This window comes from Desulforhopalus sp. IMCC35007 (assembly GCF_005116575.1).
Classification (GTDB): Bacteria; Desulfobacterota; Desulfobulbia; order Desulfobulbales; family Desulfocapsaceae; genus Desulforhopalus_A.
In genome coordinates this window covers 145,124-157,651 of sequence record NZ_SWCN01000008.1, presented here as the reverse complement: position 1 = coordinate 157,651, position 12,528 = coordinate 145,124, and the positions used below count along the sequence as shown (strand labels likewise).

Sequence of the window (12,528 nt, the reverse complement as noted above, 5' to 3'; positions counted from 1 at the left end):
GCCAGACTCTTTTATGGAGACGGCGACTTCAAATTGACATTCAGTTCTTCTGATTGTTTATTTAATAAAAAAAGATTATTAATTTTAGAAGACAATGTACCTTCAAATACGTAAAAACTTCTTTTCTATTGCACCAATTGTACTCATAATCTTGTGCTACAGTGTAGTTTTTGGTCTACAGAAGCATATCGATAAAACTCCAAAAAAAACTCCAATTTTTTCAGACATTAGTTATTTACCCAACGGTACTTTTCTTAAAGGGCTTGCCCTTTCCTATGATGAGGCCTTGGCGGATTTATTATGGATAAAAGCAATAGGTTTTTTCGGTAGTCAAGGTGTTATAGATAAAAAAAACGAAAAGCTTCATGTTTTAATCAATATAGTCACAACGCTTGATCCTCTTTTTCAGTATCCGTATGAATTTGCTGGGATTGTCTTTTCTGATGATTCAAAAACTGTTGATCGGAGTATTGAAATACTTGAGAAAGGGATAGCGAATGTACCACACAAAGATAGACGGTATTGGTATTTACCCTTTTTCATGGCATATAATTATATGCACCATAAAGAAGATTACTTGATGGCAGCCAAATATTTAGAAATAGCGGCTTCTTTTCCACAGAGTCCTCCATATTTACCACTTCTTGTTTCGCGTCTTTACGCCAACTCACAAGACCCTGAGCTCGCTCTTCCCTTTCTCCAAGAAATGCTTGCATCTGCTGACACACCAGAGAGAATAGCTGAACTGGATAAGAGAATTAAAGATATTAAGATTAAACAGCACATTAGCGTTTTTAACACAGCAATCAAAAAATTCCATGAGTATACGGGGAGGTACCCCACAGATCTTAAAGAACTTGTTGGTGCTAATATATTGAAATCATTACCTATAGAGCCATATGGCGGTGAATATAAAATTATTAAAAAAGGCATCGTTCAATCGACCTCTGATGTGGACGACTTAAATTTGCATCTTGATAAAAAGACACAGGAAACGGATCAGCCTTTAATCTTTCTTGAGGAGCCCAAATGAGCACTGCGGCTATTTCCATCAGCGGAGTGAGTAAGACCTACCGAACTGGTTTTTGGGGTAAGAAATTTGTTGCATTGGACGCTCTTTCTCTTTCTGTTGAGAAAGGAGAGATCCTTGGGTATTTAGGTCCCAACGGTGCCGGCAAGACAACTACTTTTAAAGTGTTACTCGACCTTATTCGCCCTGATAGCGGAACCCTCTCTATTTTTGGTGACCCTGCAGATCAGAAGGCTAGGGAACGCGTAGGGTACTTACCGGAAAACCCTTACTTTTACATGTATCTAACTGCTGAGGAAACTTTGCATTTCCATGGTCGGCTGAGAGGCATGAAAGGAGAGGCGAGAAAAAAGAGGATTCCGGAATTGTTACATTTGGTCGGATTAGAACATGCTAAAAGTAGATCTTTGAAAAAATTTTCTCGAGGAATGCTCCAGCGTATAGGAATTGCTCAGGCTTTGGTGAACAATCCAGACATTCTTATTTTAGATGAACCGATGTCAGGGCTCGACCCCAATGGTCGAAAACAGATGCGCGATATTATTCTTGGCTGCAGGGATCAGGGAAAAACGGTTATCTTTTCTTCCCATATTCTCTCGGATGTAGAAATCATGTGCGATAGGGCCGCAATTATCCGGCAGGGGAAATTGCAAGAAATTGTTCAGGTGAGTGAAATGCTTGATAACAAGGTGGCTCACTGGGAGATCACCTGTAGCAGTTTACCTGAAAATTCTCCTTATGAGGATTGTATCGTTCATAAAACAAAAAATCAAATACTCCTTAAAACAAACGGAGAAGTAGAGGCAAAAAAAATGATCCAGAAGATTGAAGAGAGTGGCGGTAGAGTGCTCTCTTTTGGTCCGCAACGCGTAAATCTTGAAGAATTTTATAATCAATCTGGAAAAGAAGAAAAATGAAAAAAATTGCCGTACTTGCATTGAATACATTCAGGGAATCGATTCGGGATAAGATTTTTTACAGCTTGCTCGCCTTTGCTGTACTCATGTTAGGCTTCTCATTGATTCTCGGTAACCTGACAATCGGAGATGAAATAAAAATAATCAAGGATTTCGGCCTGGCAGCTATTTCGCTCTTTGGTGTACTTATTGCGATTTTCGTCGGTATCAGCCTGGTCTATAAAGAAATGGAAAAACGGACAATCTATGTGATTCTCGCCAACCCTATTTCTCGTTATCAGTTTGTGCTTGGCAAGTATTTAGGACTTTCATTTACCCTTATGGTGGAGGTGGTTGTGATGACAGCTGGCTTGTTTGTACTCTGTTATTTAAAGCAGCAGCTAATACCATGGGAACTCTTCATGGCGATTGTACCAATATGTTTTGAGTTGCAGCTCATCCTGGCAGTGGCTTTGCTGTTTTCAACCTTCGTATCACCATTTTTAAGTGGCATGTTGACCTTAGCTGTTTTTATTATAGGTCACCTCACCTTAGACTTCAAAGTCCTTGTTGCTAGTTTAGACAATCCTGCACTTAAGAAAACCGCGGATGTTCTCTATTACTCCTTCCCCAATCTCGAAACGTTAAACTTTAAGGCTCGTGTCGTTCATGGTATCGATATTCCTTGGACTGAATTTATCTTTTCTTTAAGCTATGCTGCAACTTACACCATAATGATCTTGGCTTTGTCTTTATACATTTTTAACAAACGAGACATTAGATAAGCAAAATAGTATAAATTATTTACACCCTGCCTATTATCCGGTCGCATTTTAACGACTGGTCTTAAGTTTACCTTTCGAAGTCGTTAAAAAAAGCTATACTCAAGTAATTATGTAGTGAATATATGCTGCTGTTATTGAAGGTGGATGTGTAGAAGTGAATTTTCTCCACATAATAACAAGAATGAAACGATACGCATTTGTTTACCTTTCTCTTCTGTTGTTAGCTCAGATGGCTTGGAGCCTTGATAAGCTATGCTGCAAAACCTGAAACTAAAAATCTCATTTTTTATCTTCGGTTTACTCTCTATAGGTATGTTTACATTATCGATGGTGGTCTTTGTTTTATGGTATAAAGACATTACGAAAAAGGAGATCCACCATGCTTACAAGGTCTTGCAGGTTGTAACTGAGAAAATACAAAGAGAAGAGTTCAGTTGTGAGCAGTTTCCCAGTTTACTACATGATTTAACGTTGTCAGCTGGAGAAGATGAAGTTTGTTTTGAAATTTTAATAGACGGTGCATTTTGTGCGGAGCCTGTTGGATGCGAGAAGAAAACACTCAATAAGAAGAAATTGATGCAAATTTTCGCTACTGGTGAAGACTTGATCGAAGTGTCTGGAAGTTTTTTTGATAAAATATTACTAGAAAAACAGTCATTCACTCTTACCTCCACCTTGTCTCGTGGTGGCGAATTCTTTGGAGGTATATCCATATCTGGCAGCTTAGGACATGTGTACAACAATATTAGAAAATGTGTGCACATTGTTGCTGTATACACTTTGGTTAACGCCATTATCTTAACAGTGGTCGGATTCTACCGATTGGTGCAATTGTTGATTCGCCCCCTTGATCAACTGGTACAATTAGCGAATAATTATGTCAGTGCTAATCATACGGATGAACTTTTTCGACGCGACCAAAACGAATTTGGACAGCTGGCATTTCGTTTAAGACAGATGATGCAAAGGATAGAAAAAGATAATCTTACTTTACGTTCAACAGTTGATTCTTTGCAGCGTACTAATGAAAAATTACAGCAAGCACGAAGCGAGGTTGTTCGAGCCGAGAAACTTGCAACTGTAGGCCGCTTGTCTGCAGGTTTAGCCCACGAAATCGGAAATCCTCTTGGAATTGTAAAAGGCTATCTGGAAATGTTGCAGCATGATGATATCTCAACTCTGGAGTGTCGGCAGTTTGCGACCAGAGCAGGGAGTGAGGTCGCCAGAATGGATACTATCATTTCGCAATTGCTTGACTATTCAAGGCAATCGAAACCTCAACTTACTAATGTCAATATTGATGAAATCTTAAGAGATTTAGTGGTTATGTTGAGAGGGCGTAAATTATCGAGACAGATTGATTTTATAGAAAACTATCACACATCTCGTGTTACTGTTATGGCGGACCACGATAGTTTGAGACAGGTGTTCTTGAATTGCCTGCTTAATAGTATTGATGCCATTGAAGAAAGAAGTGATATGGATACAGGGGCAATTTCCATTACGATATCATTTGAGCGAAAGGATGAAAGTCAGCCAACTGTTGTTGTTGATATTTTGGATAATGGTGCGGGGATTGATCCAAAACAATTAGAAAATGTTTTTGACCCATTTTTCACAACGAAAGAACCTGGCAAAGGTACGGGGTTGGGGCTTGCTGTCTCCTATACCCTGGTGGAGCAGTTTGGTGGTCAAATGTCTCTTGTGAACAATGAATCTGGTGGGGCCTGTGTAAGAATTCAATTGCCGTATCGAGATAATGACGGGGAATGAGATGATAAAATCTGAAAGTATTCTGCACCATAGTTTACTGTACTGATGTTATGGCGGAGAAATTATTAATAATCGATGATGAAGAGAACATGCGGCATATGCTCTCTGTTATGACGAGTCGCGCAGGATATGAAGTTTCTCTGGCCAAAGACGGGCTGCAGGGAATTGAGGCAGTTATCAAGGGCCAATTCGACCTCATCCTCTGTGATTTGAAAATGCCGAAGATGGATGGCCTGGCATTTCTGCAAAAATTACGAGAAGAAAAAATACAGGTTGTAGTTATCATGATGTCTGCCTACGGCACAATTGATAGTGCTGTGGAGGCCATGAAGTTTGGAGCGTATGATTTTATAACCAAGCCATTTAAGAGTGGGGAGGTTTTACTTGCTTTAAAAAAAGCGGGTGAGCGTGAAGAGTTGCGACGAGAGAACAAAATTCTCAGACAACAGGTAAAGGAGTTACAAGGTCAACGTGGTTTCGAGGCAATGGTTGTTGTCAATAAGAAAATGCTTGGCTTGATCAGTATCGCAAAAAAAATTGCTCAATATGATTCAAGTGTACTGATTACTGGAGAAAGTGGTACTGGTAAAGAATTGTTTGCGAGAGGAATAGTGCAATCTGGTCCAAGGCAGGATAAGCCATTTGTCGCAGTTAATTGTGGCAGTTTTCCGTCAGAGTTGCTGGAGAGTGAATTTTTCGGTTATGTCAAAGGTTCATTTACTGGAGCAAATTCAGACAAGAAAGGCCTCTTTGAAGAAGCAAATAATGGTACGTTGTTTCTTGATGAAATAGGGGAGTTGCCTATTTCCCTGCAAGTTAAATTTCTTCGCGTTTTACAAGAAGGAGAAATAAAGCCCGTTGGAGCGCTACAGGCAAGAAAGATTAATGTACGAATCATTGCGGCAACCTCCCAAAATCTTGAATCAGCAGTTTTTGATGGCACCTTTCGCAAAGATCTATTTTACAGATTGAATGTCGTTGCTTTTCACCTCCCGCCTCTGAGGGATCGTAAAGATGAAATTTCTGGTTTAACTTCTTTTTTTATAGACAAAATAAATAGAAATATAGGCGTACAAATTACTGGAATATCCCCAAGCGCAATGCAGCTACTGATGCGTCATGATTGGCCCGGCAATGTCAGAGAATTGGAGAATGTCATTGAGCGTGCCGCAATATTATCCGATGGACATATATTGGAAATAGATAATTTTGTAGCTACAGCAAGGCCTGCAAAAAACAGTGATGATCTTGTCGATTTACTTGGAACCCTTTCATTAAAAAAGGCCCGCAAAATAGTTGAGGCAAAACTGATATCCAGTGCATTGCACTCAGTAGATGGAAACAAAAGCAAGGCTGCCGATATTTTAGAAATAAGTTATCCTTCGCTTCTCAATAAGATAAAGGAATATATTGAGGTGTAGTGGAGTAGGTATTGTGTGTATTTGAATAATCTTGTTGTGAAGATATTGTTAATTTGTATCGATGATTTAAAATGAGATAACAAAAAGGCTCTCTTTTCAGAGAGCCTTTTTGTTTCAAAGGAAAAGGATGTAGCTAATTTTTCCAAGTACCATTTTCAAGACGAATTTCACTACTACTTGGTTCATTTTTAACCTCTTTTTGTTCACCTTCATCGATCAGATATATTTCTTCGGCTGTCCACATTCCGGGAGTCTCATTTGCAACGATTCGTGCCTTGACAGTAGAACCTGTTTGAATTCGATTTAAAGGAAGACTTATCTTTTCTCCGGAGGAATCTTCTCGCCAGATATTTTCAACTTCGGTTATTCCGTAGTCACCAATTTGTAAATAACTACCATCAGGAGCCATTTCATATACCTGATCGATAATCTCCAGTCTTTCCGTTTCAGTATCCGCAGCAAAAACACTCGAATAAAGTCCTGAAAACCCCAGGAGACAAATAAGTGTGAATAAATATATCGTTTTCATATCAAACCTCATCTTGCACAACAATAGTATGTTTAGATACTGCTACATTAATTGAATTTCTGTCTCCATGCCTTCAGTTTTGCACGCTGGTCGGGCAAGTTGACTTTAATTGGTAAAGGCGGTTGGGTACTTGTACCCACAAATAAAATATCATTATGCAATACTAATTCATCTGTAGGTTTTCCTTCACCTATATATATTCCACCAATAAGAGTCGTTGTTTCGTCTGTCAGACCTGTTTTGATTTGCCTGTCAGTAGAGGAATCAAATGTGCCATCGTCGTTCAAATCAAAGACTGCATTACTGACGATTCCGCCAGTTTTCATATCTATAGCGAAGAGCCACGTGTCTCCATCGCCAGCACAAACGTCACTATCAGGTACAAAAGTTGCGAAAAACGCAATTCCTGCAACAATGAGAGGCCGAGATATAACTCTTTCGCTACCGCTATCTGTTGGTATAGCCAGCTTTAAAACCCAGGACTCAGCATCGGGGTTACAGTTACCGTCCGTATCAGGAAAAGGACAACTAAGGGTTCTATATTTCAGTAAATCATCAGCGTCAATATTACCATTTCCATCCTGATCCACGCGGTTACCGTCACTGTCAATTGCATACCCTTCAACAATACCTGTTGTAAGAACGACCAGGTCACTCATTGTAAATGGAGTGTTTTTTTCAGCGACTTCATGAAGTTCATCTTTGCTGGAGTCGGTATTATCTGGGGTATCAAAATTTTCCTGTAATGCGAAAAAGTACTGCTGATCTACAGTGAATTTATCGACTTGGTCCTCATAGCGTCCGGTACCAAAATAGACCCAGTAGTCATTATTGTCTGCATATGCTACTTCGGCTTTAGCGGTCACCGGAGATGTATGATCTGTAAGACCTGAGTCATAAATTTCCTGAACAACGGGGACCTGATTAACGCCAATATTGCTCACTCGATACATGTTGCCATAAAGATTTCCGGCATATAAGGCATCGTAGAGATAATCGTCGTTAAAAATATCAACGACAATGGGTGATGCTGGTTTATCATTTTTTAATTCAGTAGCAGAAAGTTTTACACTGGCAACATCGTTTTCGGCTAAATCTTCCCAAACAGGGCTTGCATCCCAACTATTTATGGCAAAAATATATGCCTGTTTTTCTGATTGCAGCAGCGTTGTTGAGGCAGAACCCGAGCCAAAGAAAGTAACCCAGCTGCTTTCAGAGGTTGCAACAGTCGGAGCAATTGATGATTCTTCAAAAACAGATACTCTTTGGGTGACAGGTGTGGATGTGGCTAGACCCAGGTCACCGCTGCTATACTCCCATAATAATTTACTGGGATTCGTAGCAGCGACAAAATCATTACCGTAGGTAACATCGAGGCCAAAAAATGATCCTCCCCCTTTTCCCTGTCCTGTAACTAAAATGGTCTTCCACTCCTTTACAGTGCTAATAGCATCTTCATAGACATTAACATCTGCCGCTTGAGGGGACCCATCGAGAAGAAATTTGTGACAGTAGGCAGATGAACACATATCGTCCACCGCACTGGTAGTGGCCAAACCTAATTCAGCAGTGACGGCAGATGGGTAAAAGCGCCATTTTTCAGTCCCATCACTTATCAGAAATGCATGAAGCGCACCATCATTTGAAGCCACATACGCTAAATCGTCTCTGGCTCTCACATTTCCGTTATATTTAAAGCTAGAATAATTGTCGAACTTATAAAAATAGGGTGGGTCTGCAATAAGTTTTGGAACCGAATTGATAATATCACCCATAGGCTTGCAGAGAAAATTGTCCCCAGTAATACTTGCTTCGTTGTAAGCCGTCACAGTTCCAATACTGTCAGCTATAAAACCATTAATGGTGGCGCCTGCGAGGGTAGTTGTCGTCGTCCACTTTGCTATAGGGTTTAACTCACCAGTAAAGGCATCGAATTCCTTAGCCGTAAGTGATCCAGACCAATCACTTGCATCAAAAGAAGCGTTGAGTAAAACTCCTATAGTGTCATCGGAGGCAGAAGTTGTCGCAGCTGGAGAAGAGCCGTAAAATACCTGTGCTTTAACGGCTTTGACAATGTCATTCATTGCGTCAATAAATTCCTGCCTGTTTTGTGCCATGAAAGGAATCGCTACACCGTTGGCATCTTCATTGTGCAGATGAAACAGATCATCCTCATCATCGGCTTCGCCAGCAGTCTGCATTTTTTGTACAATGCGATCGAGTTGAGCGGCATTCGTCAGTCCGAATCCTACAGTAACAATACTTACACCTTCAGCTATTAAATCATCAACAACAGTGTCAATGCGGGTATTGTCTGTGGCAGTGTTTCCTTGTCCGTCGGTAACAATAACCAAGATTCTTGGTTGACAGCTCAGTATAGTATAGGGTTCACCGTAATTGTTATCTGAGCGATTCCCTTTAAAATACTCCAGACCTGCACGCATTGTTGGAACCAGTGGAGTACAGCCAGCGGTATAACCGTCGTAAACATGTTGCTGTAATGCATCGTAATGTGTTTGATCATGTTCGTGGCAACCGACCACATAGTCGGTATAGTAGTCAGGAGCATCATCCGAACCTGAACTATTACAGTTTCCTCCTTCCCAGGTGGCAAATCCCCAGGAAATTGTTTGATCCTGAAAAACCTCTGAAAGGACATCTTCTGCAATATCAATTCGTTGCATTGATGCTCTCCATGTTGACGGTGACCATGTAACTGAACTCGTTAGATTCGGGGTGGTCGTGATATCTGTAACATTGTCCTCAGCTACACCTCTAATCGTCAAGTTTGATGTCGCGGCATCTGGCTGGTATGCCGTGAAGGTTATATACGCGCTGGTTATCGTGGCGCCTTGTGGAACATTCACATCGGTAAAACGTAACCCTACAGGTTCACCTGAACGGCCTAGTTCTAAATAGGTTGCTGTTGTATTAATGTTACCTGTAGAACCTTGAATATCATTACCGGAGCCGAATATGTTTTGTTCTACAGTAACTGTATTTCCCGTTCCAGAGCTATATGTAATGCTGAGTACGGGAGCATTATTAACGTTGCCATCGTATGACCATGCTCTTCTAATTCCGGTTCCGCTGATAACAAAACCCATTGCATTGTTCGGTTGCCAATTCGTACGATTAACAATGTTTTGAACGATGGTTGTCAGAGAACTGGTGTTTTGGCCAACTGTAGTTGCAAGCGTCATGCTCGTATTCATACTGCCCGAAGAGTCGAGCTGCACCATGATGGCAGGAGTTACAAGATTTTGCGCGTAAAGTGGTACTTCCCCGCAAGCAGCCGTGGCCGGTGCATCCTTTACCAGCAGGGTGATAGGGATAGTGAGTCCGCTATTGTTTGCGCCACCAGTGATCGTAATCTCAGCGCTGTGTGTACCAACAGCTAAAGCAGCAGTGGCAAAACTGAGAGTAATTGTATGGGAGTCACCGGCTAAAAGTGCAGCCATACTGGTATCGTCTATATTGACCCAGCTTTGATCCACGGAAATAGTGGCTGCCTGGGTATCATCTTCACCGATATTGGTAATTGTTACAGTAGTGGAAGGGGCGTTATAGCCATAGTAATTTGTTACACCAACCAAGTTGTTATCTGTTGACCAATAAGCACCAACACAGCCAAGTTGAGGGTTGAGGACGGTTTTGACCGTTGGGTCCATAAAAGTATTGTCAGGCACCTCCGACCCCTTAGTGATATAGAATCCATCAATGATACTATTGTCTTCGCGCATGGCGATTTTAAGGGTATGGGTTCCTGGGGTAATAACGGTTACTTCAATCGTGTTGTCTCCACCCACCTGCATCGATGACGTCCAGGTGATGCTGGAATTATTGCCACCGTAATTCCATGCCTTCCATGTCTGGTTATCAAGGGTGAAAAACATTGAGTCGCTATTGCCATCACCTCCGGAACGCCCTCGCATCCAGATCTGATACGTACCTACCTCTGGAAAAGTCAATTCATATTCTTTTACTTCATTTCCCGGTGTATTTGCCGCATAGCCACCAGTTCCAGATACTAACGCTTGCCCGTTACTATAACTTGCATCGTCGAGTAGAGTAAACTGATTCACGGAGGTGGGAGATGACGCAAGTTGTGAGCTCCCGGTAAAGTGTTCTGCCTCAATGTACGTGCCATCCTTGTCGACAAGACAGGCTGTTTTAGCCTCTGTAGCAACCATGGAGATCACGATCAGCAGTGAAAGACGAAATAGATACGGCATCTTGTTTGCTACTGTTTTCAAATACATAAATTTCTCCTACGTAACCATTGAAAAATTGCTAATATCCTACCTTGAATACTCTGCTTAATCGTGTTGAGATATTGGCCGTGTTGTCGGCGTAGGATTCAGCAAAATATATAAAATTCCTGTATCCAGTTCCAAAGTCAACGGCAGCTTCATCGTTGATGTACACAACTCTATACCAGTAGGGGATACTTTGAGTATTATTAATCCTGCCATCTTCGGTATTCGCCGCAAAAGGAGGTTCCAAAGCCAGATAGGCACCACCTCCAAAATTACGAACGAAATCGTCGGTTGAATAATTCATGGAGTCCTTTGCTGGGGTGGCAATCGGGTTTAACAGATTGTAAAATTCAGGAGCAGAGGCGTGACTGTTCAGCCAGGACCCGGCCTGTTTCCATCCACTGTCTGCTGCAAAAAAACGATCTGCCGCGCTTTTCTCATTTCCGGCAACCTGAATTTCAAAAGTAGTTGTATTCATTGCAGAAAAACCAATGAGTGTGAGTACCACCAAAACAAGCAATGCTGTAACCAAGGCGAACCCATGCTCATCTTTGCCAGGCCTTAAAAATTTGTTTTGTGAATTATTCATCAAAGTAGCTCATGTTTGAAAAAATTAATAACGCGAGTTTTATTCCTACCGCCATCGCTGTAAGTGACGGTCATGTTAATGAATTTTATACCCACTTCATCACCTTCATCAATATCTGTATCGCCATCATCATCGACACCATCGGTACTTGTACCGGTCTTAACGGTCCAGGTAATGCCAGTGACGTTGTCTGGTAGAACGAATGCTGGTACCGTTACTATTTCTGCGTCGGTGTGGACACCATCAGTAAGAAGTGCATCGTCATAGCTCACATTCAAAAGACGTTCAAACAAGTCTGTGGTCGATGCATTGGCTATAGTCATGTGGCTGGCGGTCGCATTACCTCGAATAGCGGTAGTCTGCATCGCTGCAACTGTCAGTATGCCGATGGCCAAAATAACAAGAGCGATGAGAACCTCAAGTAAAGTAAAACCTTTTTGATTCTTTAATTGTTTCATATTACAACCCCATGTTCCGGCAATGTATAGTAGTGATCAACAGCCGTCTTCTGAAATTATCATTTGCCGCATTTCCGGCAGCAGCACCATTCAGGTCCCAGGCCACACCTGACGCAGGGGTATAAACCGATTGGTTGAGGAAGTTCGGGTCAGGCCTGGAGGCCCTGGCAAGTATGGAAACCCGGATGGAACGAATATCGTCGAGTTGGGCAGAGCCTGCGGCCATTGGTGTTGCCAGAATATTGCCGTCTTCATCCAAATACTGAAACTCAATCGCTTCGATATTATCGGCAAATGCCCAGTCCTGAGGAGGAACAGTAATTGCTGCTAGGTTGTCCTTATTCTCTAAAATCATTGTAGCTACATCCGCCTCACCGTCTCCGTCTGTGTCATCGGCTAACCCGTTATTATCACCATCGTTGCCGGCTGAAAAACCTATCGTGATATTTTCATTGAGATCACCAACATCTCCATCATATTCAGGTGTGGGCCCCGCACTATTTATGATATCAACGGTGAAATTAAACCGGGAAACATCAGCAGAGACAAAACCAGCACCTGCTTTCCCTCCGGGATCGTATCCTGCCATCCTGATATTTGTGGTAAGGCCGTATTGAGCCACCCGCAGGTTCTGCTGCATCTCGGCCACTAGTTCCTGCATCGTGTAACTCTTGTGCTGTGTGGTAAAGGCAGTGAAAATAGCAGCCACCATAATTCCCGCCATTAGCAGGGCGATCATCACCTCAACCAGGGTGAATCCATCCTCATGATAGTTTTTTAGCATATAT

10 protein-coding genes are annotated in these 12,528 nt (G+C 41.8%); 5 read left to right on the top strand and 5 right to left on the bottom strand.

Annotated elements, in window-relative coordinates:
- Window positions 1-94 precede the first annotated feature (94 nt).
- From FCL48_RS10540 to FCL48_RS10520, 5 genes are all read left to right on the top strand, one after another.
- Window positions 95-1,033, top strand: a complete 939-nt coding sequence (locus FCL48_RS10540; protein WP_136872242.1) for a hypothetical protein — start codon at window positions 95-97, stop codon at window positions 1,031-1,033.
- Entirely contained in the window at window positions 1,030-1,947 is a 918-nt protein-coding gene (locus tag FCL48_RS10535; protein ID WP_136872241.1) for an ABC transporter ATP-binding protein, read from the top strand. Before FCL48_RS10540 ends, FCL48_RS10535 begins: the two co-directional genes overlap by 4 nt.
- Entirely contained in the window at window positions 1,944-2,711 is a 768-nt protein-coding gene (locus tag FCL48_RS10530) for an ABC transporter permease (RefSeq protein ID WP_136872240.1), read from the top strand. Before FCL48_RS10535 ends, FCL48_RS10530 begins: the two co-directional genes overlap by 4 nt.
- A gap of 252 nt (window positions 2,712-2,963) precedes the next feature.
- On the top strand, window positions 2,964-4,484 hold the full coding sequence (locus FCL48_RS10525) for a sensor histidine kinase (protein WP_136872239.1): 1,521 nt from the start codon (window positions 2,964-2,966) through the stop codon (window positions 4,482-4,484).
- Between the two features lie 50 nt (window positions 4,485-4,534).
- Window positions 4,535-5,905 carry a sigma-54 dependent transcriptional regulator gene (locus tag FCL48_RS10520; RefSeq protein WP_136872238.1) on the top strand — a complete coding sequence of 457 codons (1,371 nt, stop codon included), beginning with the start codon at window positions 4,535-4,537 and terminating at the stop codon, window positions 5,903-5,905.
- 133 nt (window positions 5,906-6,038) lie between these two features.
- Here FCL48_RS10520 and FCL48_RS10515 read toward each other — a convergent pair whose 3' ends face one another.
- The 5 genes from FCL48_RS10515 to FCL48_RS10495 are packed head-to-tail and all read right to left on the bottom strand — an operon-like array spanning window position 6,039 to window position 12,524.
- Complete coding sequence (locus FCL48_RS10515; protein ID WP_136872237.1) at window positions 6,039-6,434, bottom strand: hypothetical protein; 396 nt, start codon at window positions 6,432-6,434, stop codon at window positions 6,039-6,041.
- Window positions 6,435-6,481: 47 nt separating this feature from the next.
- Window positions 6,482-10,696, bottom strand: coding sequence for a hypothetical protein (locus FCL48_RS10510; RefSeq protein WP_136872236.1), 4,215 nt, complete (start codon window positions 10,694-10,696; stop codon window positions 6,482-6,484).
- A gap of 31 nt (window positions 10,697-10,727) precedes the next feature.
- Window positions 10,728-11,282, bottom strand: a complete 555-nt coding sequence (locus tag FCL48_RS10505) for a PilX N-terminal domain-containing pilus assembly protein (RefSeq protein WP_136872235.1) — start codon at window positions 11,280-11,282, stop codon at window positions 10,728-10,730.
- Entirely contained in the window at window positions 11,282-11,740 is a 459-nt protein-coding gene (gene pilV / locus FCL48_RS10500; protein WP_136872234.1) for a type IV pilus modification protein PilV, read from the bottom strand. The genes FCL48_RS10505 and pilV overlap by 1 nt, the downstream gene beginning before the upstream one ends.
- Window position 11,741: 1 nt before the next feature.
- A complete protein-coding gene (locus tag FCL48_RS10495) occupies window positions 11,742-12,524 on the bottom strand; it encodes a prepilin-type N-terminal cleavage/methylation domain-containing protein (protein ID WP_136872233.1) in 783 nt (260 codons plus the stop codon).
- Window positions 12,525-12,528: the final 4 nt, after the last annotated feature.

What these genes read in the sequence shown, in the direction of transcription:
- FCL48_RS10525 (WP_136872239.1), top strand. Translation starts at nt 2,964, where the DNA reads ATGCTGCAAAACCTGAAACTAAAAATCTCATTTTTTATCTTCGGTTTA.
- FCL48_RS10520 (WP_136872238.1), top strand. Translation starts at nt 4,535, where the DNA reads ATGGCGGAGAAATTATTAATAATCGATGATGAAGAGAACATGCGGCAT.
- FCL48_RS10530 (WP_136872240.1), top strand. Translation starts at nt 1,944, where the DNA reads ATGAAAAAAATTGCCGTACTTGCATTGAATACATTCAGGGAATCGATT.
- FCL48_RS10540 (WP_136872242.1), top strand. Translation starts at nt 95, where the DNA reads ATGTACCTTCAAATACGTAAAAACTTCTTTTCTATTGCACCAATTGTA.
- FCL48_RS10495 (WP_136872233.1), bottom strand. Translation starts at nt 12,524, where the DNA reads ATGCTAAAAAACTATCATGAGGATGGATTCACCCTGGTTGAGGTGATG.
- FCL48_RS10510 (WP_136872236.1), bottom strand. Translation starts at nt 10,696, where the DNA reads ATGTATTTGAAAACAGTAGCAAACAAGATGCCGTATCTATTTCGTCTT.
- FCL48_RS10535 (WP_136872241.1), top strand. Translation starts at nt 1,030, where the DNA reads ATGAGCACTGCGGCTATTTCCATCAGCGGAGTGAGTAAGACCTACCGA.
- FCL48_RS10515 (WP_136872237.1), bottom strand. Translation starts at nt 6,434, where the DNA reads ATGAAAACGATATATTTATTCACACTTATTTGTCTCCTGGGGTTTTCA.
- pilV (WP_136872234.1), bottom strand. Translation starts at nt 11,740, where the DNA reads ATGAAACAATTAAAGAATCAAAAAGGTTTTACTTTACTTGAGGTTCTC.
- FCL48_RS10505 (WP_136872235.1), bottom strand. Translation starts at nt 11,282, where the DNA reads ATGAATAATTCACAAAACAAATTTTTAAGGCCTGGCAAAGATGAGCAT.